The sequence below is a fragment of the Sporosarcina sp. Y352 genome (assembly GCF_056786535.1).
Genome location: NZ_JBXCJE010000010.1, coordinates 121,983 through 141,083, shown reverse-complemented (window position 1 = coordinate 141,083; position 19,101 = coordinate 121,983). Strand labels below are relative to the sequence as shown.

Sequence of the window (19,101 nt, the reverse complement as noted above, 5' to 3'; positions counted from 1 at the left end):
AGCAGAAAACATTGCGATGGGTCAACGTTCAGCTGAAGAGGTTGTAAAAGGATGGATGGAATCACCAGGACATAGACAAAATATCTTAACACCTGGATTCACTCACATTGGTATCGGTTATGACAAAAACGGTAATTACTGGACACAACAGTTTATCCAAAAATAATATAATCGAAGAGTTGTCCTTTGCACTGGAAGCATTCCAGTACAGAGGATGACTCTTTTATTATTTTATTACAGTTTTAGTTAACCAGTTAAATTGATTGTATACATTACGATTTTAACCATTTCAAATTTTCCAAGATGGGTCATATAATATAGTTATGTAAACTGAAAAGTGCAACCCAAGCTCACTTTCAGAAAAAGTTTAAAACTTTTTTGCGTTGCGCATACTCTTATAGAGGTGAGTGTGATGAGTGAAGTGAAATCGAATGACAGTTTGATTTTATACATAAAAAATTTATTCCATGATTCTACGGATCTTATCGTACGGGAAGTCAATTGGGAAAATGGGCTCGGTATCGTCTGCTTTTTTAATACGATGATGGATAGTGGTGAAGTGAATCGACAAATCGATATTATAGGGAAACGCGAGATTGATGAGCTTCCAGATTGGGGTGTAACTGCCGTATCGAGTGTGGAAGCATTTTCAGTACCGAAATTGATCGAAAGTGTTACAAACGGGTTTGTTGCAATCTATTACCCTGCGACCAACCTGATTATGACAATTACGATACCAGCTTATGAAGTTCGATCAACGTCTGAACCCACTAATGAATTTGTCATTCGGGGTGCCCATGAAGGCTTCGTAGAAAGCACCGACAAAAATATATCCCTCATTCGCAAGCATCTTGCAATTTCGGATTTAGTCGTAAAGGATATTCGGATCGGTAAAGTAACGAATACGAAAATCACGTATGTCTATATTGAGTCGATCGCTGATAAAGATGTTGTTCAAGACGTTAAAAGTCGTCTGGAAGATATCGATGCACCCAAAGTACACAGCATTGGACAAATCGAAGATTATTTGGAGGATTCCGTTTGGTCCCCTTTCCCGCAGTTCCTTAACACGGAAAGGCCAGACCGTGTTGTCGCGAATTTGCTGGAAGGTAAGATAGCCATTTTCACCAACCAATCACCTGCAGTGCTCGTCGCGCCGGTTACTTTTTTTTCGTTTTTCGAGTCACCGGACGACTTTAATGGACGTGTCTATGTCGGTACTTTCTTTCGTATACTCAGATTATTTTGTTTCATGATAGCTATTTTCTTGCCTTCATTTTATATTGCGGTAGTCGGTTTCCATTCTGAGATTTTGCCGTTTCAACTAAGTGAAAAAGTCAAAATTGCTGTACAAGATATTCCGTACCGGCCTATTGCTGAAGCGCTTATTGTGGAGATTTTCATAGAAGTCATCCGCGAAGCGACAATCAGGCTACCGGCACCGATTGGGCCTACAATTGGTATTGTAGGAGGCCTCGTTATCGGAGATGCAATCGTTACTGCAGGACTCGTGTCAAATTTGATGGTCATTGTCGTGGCGATGACTGCAATTGCAAGTTATGTCGTACCAAATCTTGAAATGAACACGGCAATACGACTCATCAGATATCCGATGATGGTTGCAGCAACTCTTTTTGGTTTTTTTGGCATCGCTATCGCGACACTCATCCTGTTTATCCATATGATGAATCAGTCTTCACTGAAACAACCCTATTTGTCACCGTTGATTCCATTCGACCCTTCCCGATTCAAAAATGTATTCTTTAGGATTCCATATTATAAAAACCATAAGCAACAACAGACATTAACGCACGGAGGAGGGGGCAAGCAGAAGCAAAAGGACGGTGAAGAAACTTGAATTTCAATTTGTCGAGAGTTCAGTTTTTTCTACTTCTTTTCATTGTACAGACCGGTTCGTCATTCTTTTCCTTTCCATCACCGTTCATTACTGCGTCGGGCAGGGATGCGTGGCTTGTATTTCTCGTTGCCGGAGTCCTTCACTACTTGCTACTACTCTTTTATGAACGGTATTATAAGCGTTTTACTATTGGTCCTGTCGTCGGTTGGTTGTATAAAGGGTACTGGCTTTTTGTTGCGGTATCATACCTTGCATACATCGACTATACACTTGCAGTCTGGGGGTTCCCGGAAACACCTCAATTTATCGCCCTAGCGGCGATGGTTAGTGTATCGCTGTATGCAAATTTGAGCAGGGCAGAAACTGTCATTAATTTAACGGTCATTCTTATCCCGCTCATCATTCTTTTTATGATATTTCTGCAGTTTGCTTGGGGTGATCTCGTATGGACGAACATTTTCCCTTTAGGGGAATCGACTGGAAAGGAATGGGTTGGAGGTCTTATAAAGGCACAGATTGCTTTCTTAGGAATTGAATTATATTTGTTTTTCAGAGGGCACGTCGATGTAAAGGAGAAAATAAAAGGTTTCCCGTTATTCGTCTACCAAATGACGTGGTTTTCGTTCTTCTTTATATCCATCATGATTACAATGTTATATTTCACGTTCACCGGCTTGCAAACGATCCCGGAACCGCTTCTTTATATTTTGAAATCCCAGGAAGTAACTTTTGTCGAGCGTCTCGACTTGTTTTTCCTTTACATTTGGATGATTTGGAGCATCATTACCGTTGCAATCCTCTCTTTTTCCGCTTTGTATGTTCACCGGCTCCATGCAAACGAGCATCACAAAAGGGATACAATTATTTGGCATGTTTTGCTTGTTTTATTGCCCTTATTCTTTGTGTCAAAAAAGTATATAGAAATATTGAATGACGTAATCCCTTATGTGCATCTCCTATTTACTATCATTATTCCGACCATCGTCATCATTGCGAATAGGAGGAAAGAGAAATGAAGAAAATTGCAGTCATTTTCATCACATGTTCTTTCCTGTTGGCAGGATGTTGGGATGAACAATTATACAAGGAGGTCTCCATCGTCCCGCTCTTTGGTCTTGAGGAAGAGGACGGGAAATTCACGGGATACTACTCCTTCTCCGAGATAGCCAATGAATCCATCAGTTATGCGACTGTTGAAGGAACCGGTGTTTCCGCAAGGGATACGCGATTTGATGCAAATGTAAAGACCAGTGAAACTCTTGATTTGTCGAACTTGCAAGTACTACTCATTACTGAAGGGACAGCGAAGTCGGATATAGCAAAGACTTTTGATGCAATCTACAGAACGCCACGTAACCGGATGAGCACTAAAGTGGCGGTTGTAGAAGGGGAAATGGCTCCATATATGGAGAAGTCAGAAAAGCTTACCATAGAATTACCTGATTACTATCACGACCTTTTAGAAACTGACTTAGCTTTATCTGTTCTGCCAGACATAGATATCCAGAACGCTGCTAGAAGACTAATTGACGAAGGAATTGCCCTTACACTGCCTTTCATTAAAATGTCCGAAAAGACGGGTACTCCTGAAGTGTCGGGTTTAGCTTTATTCAGTGAAAAAGTTTTCACGGGACACACATTAGACAAGAAGGAATCTATAATCGTCCAAGTTCTTGAAAAGAAACCTGGAAAGTATTCGCTGTTCACATATATGTGGAAAAAAGACGGTAAATCTTATCCACTTACGGTTGAGCTGTCCAGATATAAACGGAAATGGGACATTCGGGACGGCAAGATCGATGCAACTTATAAAATGAAATTCAATGTAGAGGAATTTCCTTACGATCATCTGGATGAAAAAAAAATAAGGAAAGAAGTAGAAAAATTTCTCTCGAAAGAACTAACAAAGGATTTCAATAAGGTAATCAAAAAATTGCAAGAAGCTAAAAGTGATGCCGTTGGTTTCGGCAGGACAGTTCGCGCCTTCCATCCTAACTTATGGAACAAAGGGAAATGGCATGATACGTTTTCGGAGCTCGACATAAAAGTAAAAGTCGAGGCGGAAATTACGCGGACAGGTATACTGAATTGAAATATTATAAAACCCGCGAGCTTATATGCAGCCATCGCGGGTTTTATTTTTTAACTGAATTTGTGTTTTTGAATATAGACAAGCCTTGTTGTAAGTGTAACTGCACCAACCGTTAACCCGGCAATCAATCCTATCCAATAACCGTACGGCCCCAGATCGGTGTACGTCGCCGTCAAATAACCGATTGGCAAACCAAGCACCCAATAGGAAACAATCGCCATGACGAAGGTCATATTAACGTCCTTATAGCCACGTAGTGCGCCTTGCACAGGAGCTTGAATTGCGTCTGAAAACTGGAATAATGCAGCAAAGATGAGGAACTGTGTTGCTAAACCGATAATCTGTCCATCCGTCGTGTAAAGGGAAGCAATCGGCGTCCTGAACACCAGTAGAATTGCAATTGATACAAAGCTGAGTGCAATTGCTAAACCAACACCTAGATAACTATATTGTTTTGCGTCTCGCATCTGATTAGCACCCACGGCCTGGCCGATGAGTATTGTAGCACCCATTGAAATACTTAGTGGTAGCATGTATAGAAGCGATGTGAAATTAAGTGCAATCTGGTGTGCGGAAATAACCGCTGTCGAATAGTTACTCATCATTAATGTGACAGCAGAAAAGATACTAGTCTCTACAAATATTGAAATTCCGATAGGGACACCGATGAGTAAGATCCCTTTCCATCTTTTGAATGATACCATTTCCCATCTTTTAAAAAGCATAAACTCGTTAAACGGCTTACGTTTCCACGCGACTAAACAAGCAATGAAAAAAACGAGCCAATAGGTTATTCCGGATGCATATCCTGCCCCTGCCCCGCCGAGTTCAGGGAAACCCCAATTTCCGTAGATGAGCAAATAGTTTATGAAGATGTTGATAGGCGCAGATAATAAAATGATGAACATCGAGACGCGTGTCGCCCCAAGTGCATCAAAAAACGATCGGAGCACTGTATAGGCAAAGAGAGGAAGAAGACCAAAGCTCATCCCTTTCAAATAAGCGGCTGCAACAATGCGTACTTCATCCTCGAGGGGCATTGCTTCTAGTATAGGGGCAACTGCGAACTGAATGATGGCAAAGACAATTGCAGCTAGTACGACCGCGACGTAAAGACCTTGTTGAACGGAAGGCCGGACCTCGTCCTTACGTCGCGCCCCAATGTACTGAGCAATGATTGGTGTAAGCCCCATCAAAATTCCAGCGAGCCCTGTATAGACGGGTACCCAGAAAGAAGAACCGATTGTGACGCCTGCAAGGTGGTATGTATCATATCGACCTGTCATAAGGATGTCGAAGAACGTCATCATGTATAGAGCGACCTGTGTAACCAGTATCGGCAATACGATTGTCGCCAATCTAACTGATTTTTGCTTTAGTGGAACTGCTGTTTCCAAACAAATCACCCTTTATTCTTCAATTAAACACTATTATACCATGCTACGTTTGCTATAATAGCAAAGAGGTAACGTAAAGTTGTAGCATATTTCTTAATGTAGAAGAGGTGAGTGGACATTAAAACGCCGGTTATATTATTAACAGGGGGCGGTACAGCAGGACACGTATCTGTGAATGAAGCACTTATCCCTGTATTCAGCGAAAAAGGATATGAAATCCATTATATAGGCTCCCACGAAGGCATCGAAAAGGAATTGATTGGTGATGGTCATCCTGAAGTGATTTATCATGCCATCCAAAGCGGGAAACTGCGTCGTTATTTTTCTATGAAAAATTTCACGGATCCTTTTCGTGTCGGGGCTGGTGTTATCCAGGCATTAGCGGTCATCCGGAAAATCAAACCGGAAATCATTTTTTCTAAGGGCGGATTTGTTTCAGTCCCTGTCGTTTTAGCTGCGAAAATGACGAAAGTGCCTGTCGTTATCCACGAATCTGATGTGACGCCAGGGCTTGCTAACAAAATGGCATTACCTTTTTCAAATCATATCTTTACGGTGTTCGAACAGACGCTGAATTATGTTCCTACTGGGAAAGCGACGTGTTCAGGCGCCATCATTAGACCAGAATTGTTCGATGGTATCCGAAAAGAAGGTTTGCGTATTGCGGGTCTAACAGGAGAAAAAAACGTGCTGATCATTATGGGGGGGAGTCAAGGTTCGGCCGTATTAAACGAAGCTGTCAGGCAAGATCTAACTCGAATTTTGTCGAAGTTCGATATAATCCATCTTTGCGGGAAAGGGAACCTTGATGAAACGCTCGAAAGTACCTCCGGCTATAGTCAATTCGAGTATGTGACGGACGATCTGCCACATTTATTGGCGGCATCTGATTTTGCGGTTTCAAGAGCGGGTTCGAATGCAATCTTTGAATTGCTGGCATTACAAAAACCAATGCTACTTATTCCACTCTCCGCTGCAAAGAGTAGAGGGGATCAGATTTTGAATGCTGCTTATTTCGAATCACTCGGTCTTGCGCATGTGTTAAAAGAAGAAGATGTAGGGCTACACCCATTATCCGATGAATTTTTCACTTTTGTAGAAAAGAAGGGTAACTTGATAGAGAATATGAAAAAAGTTGCTACTCCTATAATACCGGAAGAAATGGTTGAAATGATATTGTCACACCGGAAATAGTAGAAACGGAGATTCTCTCATTCGACACTTATATCTCGAATAGTTGCAAGGCATGAAAATTCGGTGTATTCTTGTTCGTGGTAATAAAGTTAATGATTTTAACGCTAAACCCTTTCAGTTAAAGTGTTTGCGTGGTAATATTAACAAGAATTAAAATATAAACACAATATGCCTGTTGGCAAATGTGGAGGTCATTTTACATGTCGAATAATGCTGACGCCCATCGTTCCCCGTATGCTGCTTTTTCGGGTCCGAACCTTGGGTATATAATGGAAATGTACGAACTCTTCAAAATGTCACCTGAGTCTGTAGATGCTGAACTTGCCGAGATGTTCAGCCGTTTTGGTGCGCCTGAAATGAACGATTTGGGACATAACAAATCGGTGGAAGCAGTATCTACCGGAGATTTTGGAAAAGTATTATCCGCTTATCAGTTGCAGTCTGCCATCCGTACATACGGACATCTAGCAGCAGATATCTATCCGCTCAGTGATCGTCCAAAAGATTCAACACGACTGGAGCTTTCCACTTATGGACTTTCTGAAAATGACTTGAAGGCAATGCCGGCTTCACTCTTCTTCAAAAATGTCCCATCCAGTGTAGAAAACGGACTTGAAGCAGTAAACTACTTGAAGTCCTTGTATACGGGTAAAATCGCCTATGAATTCGATCACGTAATTGATGAAGAAGAACGAAACTGGATTCAATCCAAAATAGAGAACGGAAATGTATCCACAGTATTTTCCGCTGATGAGAAAAAAGCACTTCTCGAACGATTGACGAAAATTGAAGGTTTTGAGAAATTCATCCATCGTACTTTCGTCGGTGCGAAACGATTCTCTATTGAAGGTCTTGATACACTAGTCGTCTTCCTTGACGAACTCGTTCGTCTTTCTGAAGAACAAAAAATGAAAAAAGTATTGATCGGGATGGCCCACCGTGGCCGCTTGAATGTACTAACACATATTTTAAATAAACCCTATGAAATGATGTTTGCACAATTTGCGGGTGTCCCTGAAGACCCGTTCCTTCCTGCCGACGGTTCACTTGAAACGACACGGGGCTGGTTCGGTGACGTGAAATACCATATGGGTGCTCTCTATAAAGGCGAATCAGGTATGCAACGTTTTCTTGCATATAACCCGTCCCACTTGGAAGTCGTCAATCCCGTTGTTACAGGGCAGACAAGAGCTGCACAGGAAAACACGGATAATCCTGGTATTCCTGTACAAGACCCTGATGCTGCGTACGCTGTACTCATTCATGGAGACGCCGCATTCCCGGGACAAGGTATTGTTCCTGAATCATTCAATTACAGCCGTGTGCGCGGTTTTAAAACAGGCGGTTCCATTCACGTCATTGCGAACAACATGATTGGCTTCACGACGGAATATTACGATTCTAGATCGACGCATTATTCATCAGATCCTGCAAAAGGGTATGAAGTGCCCGTCCTGCATGTCAATGCGGATAGCCCAGAATCAGTTATCGCGTCAGCTTCATTCGCATTTGAATACCGTAGAAAGTTTGGCAAAGATATTCTGATTGACCTTCTCGGCTATCGTCGTTATGGACACAACGAGATGGATGAGCCCCTTGTTACGAACCCGGTAATGTATCATACAATACATGAGCATCCGACGGTTCGTGAACTTTACGGTTCTGAACTAGCCTCAGCTAACATCATGACTGAAGAAGATGTGACGAAACTCGATTCAGATGTTTTTGCAACGATGCAAGCTGCATACGACAGGGTTAAAGAAGAAACAGCACAAAAAACACTTCTTTCAAATGCTACACCTGAAGCAGTTCTCGCAGGATATCCAAGAGACCTTGAAACTGGTACGGATGAGGCAAACTTGCGTCGCATGAATGAGGAGTTGCTCATGTACCCTGACAGCTTTAATGTGTTCGGAAAACTGGGTAAAATTCTGAAACGCCGTGAAGAACCTTTCAATGGAAAAGGAAAAATCGATTGGGCTCATGCTGAAACGCTAGCATTTGGTGCTATTCTTCAAGATGGAAACCCAATTCGCATGACAGGTCAGGATGTGCAGCGTGGAACTTTCGCGCATCGTCACGTTGTACTACATGACGAAAAAACTGGTGATGAATTAGTGCCACTCCATCATATCAGCGGTTCAAAAGCTTCATTCGTTGCATATAACAGTCCTTTGACTGAAGCAGCAATTGTCGGCTATGAATTTGGCTATAATTTAGAAGACCAAAAAGTGTTATCTATTTGGGAAGCGCAATACGGGGACTTTTCAAATATGGCGCAAGTCATGTTCGATCAGTTCGTCTCGGCTAGTTACTCGAAATGGGGCCAACAGTCTGGATTAGTCTTGCTACTTCCGCATGGATACGAAGGCCAAGGACCTGAACATTCAAGTGCTAGGCTCGAACGTTACTTACAACTATGTGCTGAAAATAATTGGACGGTCGCAAATCTTTCTAGTTCTGCAAACTATTTCCATATTCTTCGCAGACAAGCAAAAATGCTTGGAGAAAAGTCAATGCGTCCGCTCGTGATAATGTCGCCTAAATCACTTCTTCGTCACCCGCTTGTCGGTGCTGACGTCAACGATTTGACAGAGGGTCATTTCCAAACCGTGCTCGAACAACCAGGAACAGGCAAGAAGACCGACAAAGTCGAGAAAGTCCTGTTCGCTAGTGGTAAAGTGGCAATTGATCTTGCTGAACGAGTGAAAGATGGCAAAGGCTATGATCATTTGCATATCGTCCGTGTGGAACAACTTTATCCGTTCCCAGCTGAAAAAATCAGTGATATTATTGCACGTTATCCTAATGTAAAAGATCTCGTTTGGGTACAAGAAGAACCTAAGAATATGGGATCATGGCATTTTGCAAACAATTATATCCGTGAAATTGCAGGCGATAAGAAAGTTTCTTACGTAGGAAGAATTCACCGTTCGAGCCCATCTGAAGGCGACGGAGAATCTCATAAAATTGAACAGAACCGCATCTTGGATGAGGCATTGAAGAAGTAATGTAAAGTGAAGTTATACTAAAAAACAGCTATAACTCATTGTAACGGTAGACTAGAGGAGGAATTTATTGTGGCAGAAATTATAGTACCAGAACTTGCAGAATCGATTACAGAAGGAACGGTTGCACAATGGTTGAAACAACCAGGTGATAGTGTTGAAAAAGGTGAGTTCATCGTTGAACTTGAAACAGATAAAGTAAATGTTGAAATCATTTCTGAAGAAGCTGGAGTTGTTCAAGAGCACCTTGCAGCAGAAGGCGATACAGTACTTGTCGGACAAGTCATCGCAATTGTTGGTTCAGGATCAGGCGCACCAGCAGCGGCAGCTCCAGCTCCAACTGCACCGACGGCAGAAACTGTTCAAAAAGTGGAAGCAGCACCAGTTGCTTCAACAGCTACCGAAGATGCAAGCGGTTCTGAACGAACGATTGCCAGCCCAGCAGCACGTAAACTGGCTCGCGAGAAAGGCATCGACCTTGCAGCAGTATCACCAGTTGATCCAATGGGACGCGTTCGTGTTCAAGACGTAGAAGCTCATGGTACAACTCCGAAAGCAGCACCAGCTGCAGCAGCGGCTCCAAAAGCAGATGTAGTAGATGATGGTCGTATAACTCGCGAGAAAATGACGCGTCGTCGACAAACAATTGCTAAACGTTTACTTGAAGTAAGGCAGTCTACTGCAATGCTTACAACGTTTAATGAAATTGACATGACAAACGTTATGGCACTTCGTTCACGTAAGAAAGACCAATTCTTCGATCAGAATGATGTTCGTTTAGGCTTTATGTCATTTTTCACAAAAGCAGTTGTAGCAGCGCTTAAGAAATATCCTTACGTTAATGCAGAAATCGACGGAGATGAAATTCTTCTTAAGAACTTCTATGATATCGGTGTCGCTATTTCAACTGATGGAGGATTAGTTGTACCGAACGTTATTGACGCAGACCGTAAAAACTTTGCTGAAATCGAAGGTTCTATCGTTGAACTTGCGAAAAAAGCACGCGATAACAAACTTACGATTGCTGACATGACAGGTGGTTCATTCACAATTACAAACGGTGGAGTCTTCGGTTCATTGATGTCAACGCCAATCATGAATGGAACTCAAGTCGGAATCCTTGGAATGCATACAATTCAAAAACGTCCGATTGCGGTTGGAGACAATGTCGAAATCCGTCCGATGATGTATGTGGCCCTATCTTATGACCACCGTGTTATCGATGGTAAAGATTCAGTTGGCTTCTTGAAAATGGTAAAAGAATTAATTGAAAATCCTGAAGATCTTCTTCTTGGTTCTTAATTCGTAGAAATAGTTACTAATCGACCCGTTACTGTTAGCGGGTCGATTTTTCCTTATTCATTCCACAAGAAAGGCGTGATTGGCTATGACATTCAAAGATTGGACTACTGCACCTGCAATCCGTACTGTTGTTTGTAAACATGCAGAGGCTGAAAAGTATGTAGTTACAAACGTTCTGACACCTGGTAAAGAGTATGAAGTGAAAAATGAAACTGATGAGTTCATTTTCATACTTGATAACTCTGGGAAAGTCGGGGGCTATTACAAAACATATTTTGAATAATATGATGTGAAGTCTCTATGTTGAAATTTATTTACAATACAATAACTAAAAGACCGCTAGCCACTCTATGGCATGCGGCCTTTTTAATAGGAGGACTACCCATGAACGCTCTCGTAGAAAAAGAAAAGCAAATTCGGTCGAAAAAGGCACATGGTCAAGAAGCGATTCGATTAATACAAGAAGGGGGTTATGTATCCCCTAATCCTAATTTATGGGAAGATGTGCTAATTAGTATCGTATTAAAAAAACCTGTTCTATTGAAAGGTCCTTCTGGTTCTGGAAAAACGAAATTAGCGCAGACAATTTCAAGTTATTTCAATCAACCAATGCAAAGTATAAACTGTTCTGTCGATTTAGATGCGGAAGCGCTTCTTGGTTTTAAAACGATTATTAGTAAGGCAGGGGAGACGGTTATAGAATTCGTTGAAGGTCCTGTAGTGCAAGCCATGAAAAAAGGACATATCTTATACATCGATGAAATCAATATGGCTAGGCCAGAAACGTTGCCTATTCTTCATAGTGTCCTTGATCATCGCCGCATGCTGACGAATCCTTTTACTGGTGAAGTGGTTTTTGCACATGAAGATTTTACCGTTATATCCGCTATAAATGAAGGGTATGTAGGAACCTCTCCAATGAACGAGGCCTTGAAAAATCGTTTTGTATCATTTACAGTGCCTTATTTGAGTGGAGCACAATTGGAAGCAGTCATCACAAATTCTCATCCGAATGCATCAAAGAAACTTATCGAGACATTCCTTCATATCAGTAATGATTTAAAAAAACAAGTCATGAATGGACTGCTGTCCGATGAAGCAGCATCAGTTAGAAGTTTGCTGGATGCAATCGGCTTAGCGGAACATATACCCACAAAACGTGCTGTTCAGTACGCTATCGCAGAAAAAATGGATGATGTTATCGAACGCAGACTTGTCATGGAGTTAGTAGATACTTGGGTGAAATGAGGCGATTAGTATGGTGAAAATGAATCGATTCATACAATTCAATGATGAAACTGTTGATGCAAAAACTCTTTTATTATATGAACGGTTAGGGCGTGCATTGGCGGATGCACCCTTTCTTGAGTTAACCGAGAGAAAGTTGCTTGAATTCCGACCTAAAGAGTCAATTATTTCAATGAGCGTATTTTGGCGTCATCGAACAGAAGAAATAATTCATGCTGGAAGACTCTCTGATATATATTTACTGACATTGGGTTATTGGAAGCATTTCAGCGTTAATGCGTGGATTAATTTCAACATAAAAAACACCTCACAACCACTGCGAAATTTCGCCTCAGAACTAGTAATGATGTTGGAAGAGTTTCGATTAAGCGATTTAATTATTAAAGAAAGAGTAGGGACTACAAGCGTTTTTGATGTGAGAAGGGAAGCGTATGTACATTACCATCGTGGTGTTTTGTTATCAAATATACATAAAAACCACTATGCAGATGCTTTGATGAATCAGCTATTTATATGCCTTCATGAAGGCATATTTACGGAGATGACGATTGACTGGAATGAGGAAGTATTACCACACAGTGTCGATTTCATAACGATTCAAACTATTTTACAACAAGCATACGATTCAAGAAGTACCGAAGACAATATTATAATTGTTGAAAGAATTTTACAGATTGTTGTGATGTCTTTTAGCAAAGACTTGATGCATCAGTACTATTCAGCAGGAGACTCCATTACTCTGGATAATACGGTATTCCACTATCATAAAGGGATGGCTGACGCCGAACAGGGGGAGGAGGCTCCAAAAGAAACAATTGAAGAAGTATTCCGTTCTTGGCATCGTGAGAGCGAAAGTGAATCAGGTATTCATCTGGAATTTGAACTAGAACATGGACGCTCCGGGAAAAGTGATGCCAACGATGCTGCAAGTGGAGATGAAAGGGCTGCAATTGAAGAAACTGGATCTGGAAATTCAGAAGGTAATGATGATAACCAATGGACAGATGATACGAGTGATAAAACTGAAAAAAAGGATCACAGAATTAAAGCGGGAAAGATGTTCGGTAAAGAGCATATGAACGTGGTATACGAAGCGAAACGGATAGAAGTAGTGGATGAGGTTGACAATCGTCAAAAGTTGTCCATTTGGCGTGAAAATCAAAGGCCATATGTCCGATCTTTTGTAGTAGAAATAAAAAAACGTATCGATTTGAAAGAAGATTCGAGACGAGAGAGACTTATGAAAGGCCGGCTTTCAACAAAGTTAACGACATTAGTCGTTGATGAAAGACCCAAACCCTTTTACAGGAAAAATGCACCTTCTGTCAATTTGGATGCCGTGTTTGGTCTGCTCGTTGATGGGTCAGCATCCATGCTTGATAAATTGGACGAAACAAAGGGAGCTGTACTATTGTTTCATGACGTACTCCGTCATCTTGGGATAAAACATTTAATTTCATCTTATTATGAGGATGCATACCATGCGACGAAGGAGGTACAGCCAAATGTTTTTGGCCTAATGCACACATTTAATGATAGTTATAATGATAACGGACTTTCCATTTTATCGTTCGATGCGAATGAAGACAATCGCGATGGATTTGCGATTAGATGGATTGCAAAACAGCTGGCAGAAAGACAAGAAAAGCATAAATTTCTGCTTGTTTTCTCGGATGGAGAACCTTCTGCATTTGGCTATGATCGTAATGGAATACTTGATACAGCAGAAGCAGTGATGGAAACTGAAAAAAAAGGTATTTCCGTCATCCATTTATTTCTCTCGACTGAAGAACCCACAGATGATGAAAAGGCTATCTTTTCAATGATGTTTGGTAATAAATCCGCATCTTCCAACTCCGTAGATAGTTTTACTGATCAGACATTACGGATATTGCGAAAACTTCTCTCGATTGTTATTCGAAATACGTAAGTTTTATAGTCAAAGCCTAGGAAGACTGTTTAGCTAGTTTATTTAATGTAAGTCTTAAATTGGTGAAATCTCAAGATAGAAAGGATACACTGTGTGGAAATATAATTTTTCGAGAAAAAAACCGCCTTCAAACTGGGCGGTTTTGTGTTTTGTCATGGACAGCAAGAAGTCGCTGTTTTAGTTCTTCTTCCATACGACCGATTTCTACTTCGGCGGCTTTTCGTTTTGCACGACCATCTGCTTGGATAACAAGCGTCTCTTCAATCGTTTGAATTAAGTTTTCTTGTGTCTTTTTCAATGTATCGATTTCAATAATACCACGTTCGTTTTCTTTTGCAGTTTCAATAGAATTGATTTTCAGCATTTCTGAGTTTTTCAGTAACAAATCGTTTGTTGTTTTGGTAACTAGTTTCTGGGACTCGACTGCTTTCATTTGTCGGTTCAATGTCAATGCAATAGCGATTTGGTTTTTCCACAAGGGAATGGATGTCATAATGGATGATTGGATTTTTTCTGCAAGTGTTTGATTTGTCTGTTGAATCATTCGAATTTGTGGTGCGCTCTGAATCGTTATTTGTCGTGATAATTGCAAATCGTACAATCGTTTTTCCAACCTGTCTAGAAATTGAGCCATGTCATTCACTTCTTGAAATGCCATTTGGTCATTGGATAATTCGGCTTCTTTACGCATTTTCGGAATAATGTCATTAGCAATTTCTTCCTGTTTTAATTCAGCCGCAGCTATAAAAATATTCAATGCTTGAAAATATGTTTTATTTTGATCATATAAATTTTCAAGCATCTGAACATCGTCTAATAGGCCGCGTTTTGAATGTTCAAGTTGGATACCAATCCGGTCAATTTGTGTACTTAGTTTCTGATACTTCGTCATCATTTCTTGTACAGATCGTGTAGCCTTATTAAATAACCTGCTTAAACCGGACTTTTTCTTGTCGGACAAATCGTCTGGATCTATTTCCGAAAGTTTGTTCATCAAGTCTTTTAAAACATCACCGACAGGACCGATGTCTTTACTTTGAACATGATCAAGCATCTGCGATGAGAACTTTGAGAGTTCGCCTTGTGCACTTGCTCCATACGTAATTATTGCCTCGTAATTGCCAACTGGAATTTGTTCAGCAAGCAATTTTGCTTTATCTCTTTCCTCACTTGATAAACGATCAATCAGTTTAAGACTTTTATCAGGCTCTTTATTGTTAGTTTGCATTTCTTGGGGGAGGAGTGGCTCTTTAACATCAAAAGGACTATTTAGTAAATCATCAATGGTTTTTGAAGTGTTATTTTCTGTCATTGTTTGTATCTCCTTTCAGTTCAAGCGGTGTTTTACTATTTTTCATCGAGATATCGACAAAGTCAATCTCCATTTGGAGCTGTTCAATATCAGATGATAATGCGTTCTTCAAGTCTTGCTCTAGTTGTTTGTTAACGTCGCCAAGCGTTTCGCGCGTATTTTGAAGAGCAATGCGAAGATCTTTATCTTTTAGTGGCTGATTGACCAATAAAGCATATTTTGAAGTCAGTTCAACTGCTGAATCAAGATGGGCATAAAAAAACTTTTCTACATAATAGAACTTTCTTGGGTTGGTACGGACAATACCAAGAATCCTTCGGGATAGATTATTCATTTCATGCAGTTGCTTAAATGCTTGGACTGAGCGTACTTGTCCGTATAGACTGTTTAGTTTTCTGACTTTAATTTTAGCACCTGTAATTTGGTCTTTTATATGACTGTATTCAGAACGGGACATCCCGAGTTTTTTTAAATTGGATGAATGTTGAATTTGCTTCAAAGCGAAGTTTCCGCCAAGATAAATTGCTACGAGAAGGCCCGTGGCCACAACAATATGCAAACCTAATCCCATAACGAAAAATAGCCAGGATCCAAAGCTGATCGGTGCAGTGATAAAGTGTCTGGTTAAAAATTGTTGGATTTCTTTCATAATATGTTCAAACCTCCTTTGACCTTATACTTTATACGTTTGAAAACGAATAAAGTTTCATGTCAGTACTTCAATTATACCCGATAAATGCACTGTGTACCTACCATTTGAATTTGCATGTAAAAGCAATTAATTGGACATTAGGTAGGAGTTTGTTAAAATAAAGGACATTCACCTACGAGTTACATAGGGAGGTTTCGAAAAATGTTTGAAGTTATATATATGAAAGCTGATTATGAACCTTGGTGGATGTTTGATGAATGGGAGGAAACAATCCGTTCACGCCATTCATTCGACGATATTGTTTTAGCTGAGGCTCATTTTAAAAAACTGACTAGCGAATTAAGAACAAAGCACAAGAGGGAAGCTATGAAAGAAAATTGCTTTTATGCTTTTTGGTCTGAGGATGAAATAAATTTCTGTGATGGCTGTGATGAAGATCTACAATTATATCACGGAGTTATCTTGATGAAAGACGGGAAGCCCGATGCTTTCTGTTAAGATAAATAGAATTTATAGTACTTGGACTTAAGAAACGTACTTTGATTTAAAGAGGCGTCCTGTGAAGGGACGCCTTTTTTTCAAGCCTATTCTTCGATTGTTGACAAAGTTGAAGTAACAACGACTTCACCATCATCCATATGCATTATAGATTCCCGTTTAACTTCACCATAACCTTCAACAATATATTTTCGGTTGGTATAATCCTCAGTCTTTTCCTCAATGACAATCGCATGTTCGAATTTTTTATACGGTGTATCTATCGTTGTTTCAGTATCAATAATTGTCCATGTATCAAAAGTAGTTCCTTTTTCAAGAGGCTTTTGTAGATAAACACCAATCGGATTCAACTTATCCAATTCTTCCTGGGAAGGGAAATCTTTTATCAATTCAACAGTCATTTCTTCTAAGATACTTATTTTGTCAGCTTCAATTTTATAGATATGTCTAACCAGTGAACCTCCGTTATTTTCATGGATAATAATATAATTTTCGAATGGACGTGTCACTTGAACATCTAGTTCTGCAAATTCATTTCCTTCACCTAGATAATGCGCTTTTGAGCCATCTGGCATAAATAGGTCTGACAGTGGAATTTCACCGTCATTTTCATTTTTACTTTCGTTAACGACATTGTCACCAACTGTACCATGAGTTGATCCGGAATTATCAAGGGCAGTTGGCTCTTTTTTCGAACATCCTGAAAAGACTAAGATCATCACTAACAAAAAGATGGGAAACTTTATTCTACTCATGAAAAACACTCCTTTCTATATGGTTATACCCATTTATGCGGTTATCATACAGAATTGTTTATATTCCAATTAGACAGCCAACACCATTTAGTTAAAAAATTGCCGTTTCCAGTAAAGAGGAAACGGCAATTGCTTATTTCTTTTTATTTTGTTTTTCTTGTAGGTCTTTCCATTCAAGGTACTCTTCGTAGTTCATTAGTTTATCAAAAATCGAACCGTCTTCACGTATTTCAATGATTCGGTTTGCGACAGTTTGAATGAACTTTTGGTCATGTGATGTGAATATCATTGCGCCTTTGAATGCAATCAGGCCGTTGTTAAGCGCTTGAATTGACTCTAGGTCCAAGTGGTTCATAGGTTCATCCAGAAGGAGTACATTTGAACTTGTTAGCATCATTTTTGATAACATACAACGAACTTTTTCTCCACCTGATAAAACGGATGGTTCCTTGTTCACTTCTTCACCAGAAAACAGCATACGTCCAAGGAAACCACGTAGGAATGTTTCGGTTTGGTCATCAGGTGAATATTGTCGTAACCATTCAACAAGTGATTTCTCCGAGCCTCTAAAGTATTCGCTGTTGTCGATGGGTAGGTATGCATGAGTTGTCGTAACGCCCCATTTAACTACACCAGAATCCGGATCAGATTCACCAGCAAGCAGTTGAAGAAGTGCTGTCTTAGCAAGTGGATCTCCAAGAAGAATAACTTTGTCTTCTTTAGAAATAGTAAATGAAGCATCTTTCAGCAACACATTTCCATCTTGAGTTTTACTAACATCCTGAATGCTTAGTACGTCATTCCCAATCTCACGACCTATTTGGAAGTTGATAAACGGATAACGTCTAGATGATGGTTTAATATCATCCAACTCTATTTTTTCTAACGTTTTCTTACGAGAAGTAGCTTGTTTAGATTTCGAAGCATTGGCACTAAAGCGAGCAACAAATGCTTGGAGTTCTTTGATTTTCTCTTCTTTTTTCTTGTTTTGGTCTTGTGACATTCTCAGTGCAAGTTGACTTGACTCGTACCAGAAATCATAGTTACCCGGATAAACCTGGATTTTCGAAAAGTCGACGTCTGCAATTTGCGTACAAACTTTGTTTAAGAAATGACGGTCATGAGATACGACAATAAGCGTGTTTTCAAAATTCATTAGAAACTCTTCAAGCCATTGAATTGCTTTTAAATCCAGTGAGTTTGTAGGCTCATCTAGCAGAAGTACATCAGGTTTACCGAACAATGCCTGTGCAAGTAGAACTTTCACTTTATCGGAACCGTTTAGTTCAGCCATTTTCAATTGATGGAATTCATCAGCGACGCCTAGACCTTGTAATAGAATAGCGGCTTCGGATTCTGCTTCCCAACCGTTTAGGTCGCCAAATTCACCTTCAAGTTCAGCTGCACGCATGCCGTCCTCATCTGAAAAATCTTCTTTTGCATAGATAGCATTTTTCTCCATCATAATGTCATATAAACGTTTGTGACCCATAATAACTGTATCAAGAACGACACTTTCTTCGTATTCGAAGTGATTCTGTTTCAAGAATGCTAGTCGTGCTTCCTTGTCCATAATGACATTTCCTGACTGAGGTTCTAGTTCACCTGACAAGATTTTAAGAAATGTAGATTTTCCCGCACCATTTGCACCAATTAGACCGTAACAATGTCCAGGATTAAACTGTATATTCACATCTTCAAAAAGCTTGCGATCGCCGAATTGAAGACTTACATTACTGACTGCTATCATTCAAAATCCTCCTAAATTCACAATGCTCCTATTATAGCACGAAAGAAAACGCATACGCAACAATGCTAATTCGATATGCTTTCTATAATCGATATATCTGAAATA

At 40.2% G+C, this 19,101-nt stretch carries 16 protein-coding genes; 11 read left to right on the top strand and 5 right to left on the bottom strand.

Annotation, left to right across the window (positions count from 1 at the left end):
• From AC1TO6_RS15910 to AC1TO6_RS15895, 4 genes are all read left to right on the top strand, one after another.
• A partial coding sequence (locus AC1TO6_RS15910; RefSeq protein ID WP_482102605.1) for a CAP domain-containing protein occupies positions 1 to 166 on the top strand: 166 nt, incomplete at its 5' end.
• 246 nt (positions 167 to 412) lie between these two features.
• Positions 413 to 1,858 (top strand): spore germination protein, encoded by a 1,446-nt coding sequence (locus AC1TO6_RS15905; RefSeq protein ID WP_482102598.1) that lies wholly within the window; start codon positions 413 to 415, stop codon positions 1,856 to 1,858.
• Positions 1,855 to 2,874, top strand: a complete 1,020-nt coding sequence (locus AC1TO6_RS15900) for a GerAB/ArcD/ProY family transporter (protein ID WP_482102597.1) — start codon at positions 1,855 to 1,857, stop codon at positions 2,872 to 2,874. Before AC1TO6_RS15905 ends, AC1TO6_RS15900 begins: the two co-directional genes overlap by 4 nt.
• The gene (locus tag AC1TO6_RS15895) at positions 2,871 to 3,950 is read left to right on the top strand and encodes a Ger(x)C family spore germination protein (protein WP_482102596.1); all 1,080 of its coding nucleotides are present in this window, start codon (positions 2,871 to 2,873) and stop codon (positions 3,948 to 3,950) included. The genes AC1TO6_RS15900 and AC1TO6_RS15895 overlap by 4 nt, the downstream gene beginning before the upstream one ends.
• A gap of 50 nt (positions 3,951 to 4,000) precedes the next feature.
• On the opposite strand, the gene AC1TO6_RS15890 is transcribed toward AC1TO6_RS15895, so the two are convergent.
• Complete coding sequence (locus AC1TO6_RS15890; protein WP_482102595.1) at positions 4,001 to 5,347, bottom strand: MATE family efflux transporter; 1,347 nt, start codon at positions 5,345 to 5,347, stop codon at positions 4,001 to 4,003.
• Positions 5,348 to 5,464: 117 nt separating this feature from the next.
• On the opposite strand from AC1TO6_RS15890, the gene AC1TO6_RS15885 reads away from it, so the two are divergent.
• The 6 genes from AC1TO6_RS15885 (at position 5,465) to AC1TO6_RS15860 (ending at position 14,029) form a co-directional block, all read left to right on the top strand.
• Positions 5,465 to 6,541: an undecaprenyldiphospho-muramoylpentapeptide beta-N-acetylglucosaminyltransferase gene (locus AC1TO6_RS15885; RefSeq protein WP_482102604.1), complete on the top strand. Its 1,077-nt coding sequence runs from the start codon at positions 5,465 to 5,467 to the stop codon at positions 6,539 to 6,541.
• A 200-nt stretch (positions 6,542 to 6,741) separates the two neighbouring features.
• Positions 6,742 to 9,552 (top strand): 2-oxoglutarate dehydrogenase E1 component, encoded by a 2,811-nt coding sequence (locus AC1TO6_RS15880; protein WP_482102594.1) that lies wholly within the window; start codon positions 6,742 to 6,744, stop codon positions 9,550 to 9,552.
• Positions 9,553 to 9,621: 69 nt separating this feature from the next.
• On the top strand, positions 9,622 to 10,851 hold the full coding sequence (odhB, locus tag AC1TO6_RS15875; RefSeq protein ID WP_482102593.1) for a 2-oxoglutarate dehydrogenase complex dihydrolipoyllysine-residue succinyltransferase: 1,230 nt from the start codon (positions 9,622 to 9,624) through the stop codon (positions 10,849 to 10,851).
• A gap of 85 nt (positions 10,852 to 10,936) precedes the next feature.
• The gene (locus AC1TO6_RS15870) at positions 10,937 to 11,134 is read left to right on the top strand and encodes a DUF6501 family protein (RefSeq protein ID WP_482102592.1); all 198 of its coding nucleotides are present in this window, start codon (positions 10,937 to 10,939) and stop codon (positions 11,132 to 11,134) included.
• Positions 11,135 to 11,235: 101 nt separating this feature from the next.
• A complete protein-coding gene (locus AC1TO6_RS15865) occupies positions 11,236 to 12,099 on the top strand; it encodes an ATP-binding protein (protein ID WP_482102591.1) in 864 nt (287 codons plus the stop codon).
• Between the two features lie 10 nt (positions 12,100 to 12,109).
• A complete protein-coding gene (locus tag AC1TO6_RS15860) occupies positions 12,110 to 14,029 on the top strand; it encodes a vWA domain-containing protein (RefSeq protein ID WP_482102590.1) in 1,920 nt (639 codons plus the stop codon).
• 127 nt (positions 14,030 to 14,156) lie between these two features.
• Here AC1TO6_RS15860 and AC1TO6_RS15855 read toward each other — a convergent pair whose 3' ends face one another.
• Both AC1TO6_RS15855 and AC1TO6_RS15850 read right to left on the bottom strand, forming a co-directional pair.
• Positions 14,157 to 15,341: a toxic anion resistance protein gene (locus AC1TO6_RS15855; RefSeq protein WP_482102589.1), complete on the bottom strand. Its 1,185-nt coding sequence runs from the start codon at positions 15,339 to 15,341 to the stop codon at positions 14,157 to 14,159.
• Positions 15,328 to 15,990: a 5-bromo-4-chloroindolyl phosphate hydrolysis family protein gene (locus AC1TO6_RS15850; RefSeq protein WP_482102588.1), complete on the bottom strand. Its 663-nt coding sequence runs from the start codon at positions 15,988 to 15,990 to the stop codon at positions 15,328 to 15,330. Before AC1TO6_RS15850 ends, AC1TO6_RS15855 begins: the two co-directional genes overlap by 14 nt.
• A gap of 204 nt (positions 15,991 to 16,194) precedes the next feature.
• On the opposite strand from AC1TO6_RS15850, the gene AC1TO6_RS15845 reads away from it, so the two are divergent.
• On the top strand, positions 16,195 to 16,491 hold the full coding sequence (locus tag AC1TO6_RS15845) for a DUF1033 family protein (RefSeq protein WP_482102587.1): 297 nt from the start codon (positions 16,195 to 16,197) through the stop codon (positions 16,489 to 16,491).
• Positions 16,492 to 16,577: 86 nt separating this feature from the next.
• On the opposite strand, the gene AC1TO6_RS15840 is transcribed toward AC1TO6_RS15845, so the two are convergent.
• Both AC1TO6_RS15840 and AC1TO6_RS15835 read right to left on the bottom strand, forming a co-directional pair.
• Entirely contained in the window at positions 16,578 to 17,246 is a 669-nt protein-coding gene (locus AC1TO6_RS15840; RefSeq protein WP_482102586.1) for a hypothetical protein, read from the bottom strand.
• 133 nt (positions 17,247 to 17,379) lie between these two features.
• The gene (locus AC1TO6_RS15835) at positions 17,380 to 18,996 is read right to left on the bottom strand and encodes an ABC-F family ATP-binding cassette domain-containing protein (protein ID WP_482102585.1); all 1,617 of its coding nucleotides are present in this window, start codon (positions 18,994 to 18,996) and stop codon (positions 17,380 to 17,382) included.
• Between the last annotated feature and the right edge of the window lie 105 nt (positions 18,997 to 19,101).

What these genes read in the sequence shown, in the direction of transcription:
- AC1TO6_RS15895 (WP_482102596.1), top strand. Translation starts at nt 2,871, where the DNA reads ATGAAGAAAATTGCAGTCATTTTCATCACATGTTCTTTCCTGTTGGCA.
- AC1TO6_RS15860 (WP_482102590.1), top strand. Translation starts at nt 12,110, where the DNA reads ATGGTGAAAATGAATCGATTCATACAATTCAATGATGAAACTGTTGAT.
- AC1TO6_RS15845 (WP_482102587.1), top strand. Translation starts at nt 16,195, where the DNA reads ATGTTTGAAGTTATATATATGAAAGCTGATTATGAACCTTGGTGGATG.
- AC1TO6_RS15905 (WP_482102598.1), top strand. Translation starts at nt 413, where the DNA reads ATGAGTGAAGTGAAATCGAATGACAGTTTGATTTTATACATAAAAAAT.
- AC1TO6_RS15880 (WP_482102594.1), top strand. Translation starts at nt 6,742, where the DNA reads ATGTCGAATAATGCTGACGCCCATCGTTCCCCGTATGCTGCTTTTTCG.
- AC1TO6_RS15835 (WP_482102585.1), bottom strand. Translation starts at nt 18,996, where the DNA reads ATGATAGCAGTCAGTAATGTAAGTCTTCAATTCGGCGATCGCAAGCTT.
- AC1TO6_RS15850 (WP_482102588.1), bottom strand. Translation starts at nt 15,990, where the DNA reads ATGAAAGAAATCCAACAATTTTTAACCAGACACTTTATCACTGCACCG.
- AC1TO6_RS15840 (WP_482102586.1), bottom strand. Translation starts at nt 17,246, where the DNA reads ATGAGTAGAATAAAGTTTCCCATCTTTTTGTTAGTGATGATCTTAGTC.
- AC1TO6_RS15870 (WP_482102592.1), top strand. Translation starts at nt 10,937, where the DNA reads ATGACATTCAAAGATTGGACTACTGCACCTGCAATCCGTACTGTTGTT.
- AC1TO6_RS15855 (WP_482102589.1), bottom strand. Translation starts at nt 15,341, where the DNA reads ATGACAGAAAATAACACTTCAAAAACCATTGATGATTTACTAAATAGT.
- AC1TO6_RS15865 (WP_482102591.1), top strand. Translation starts at nt 11,236, where the DNA reads ATGAACGCTCTCGTAGAAAAAGAAAAGCAAATTCGGTCGAAAAAGGCA.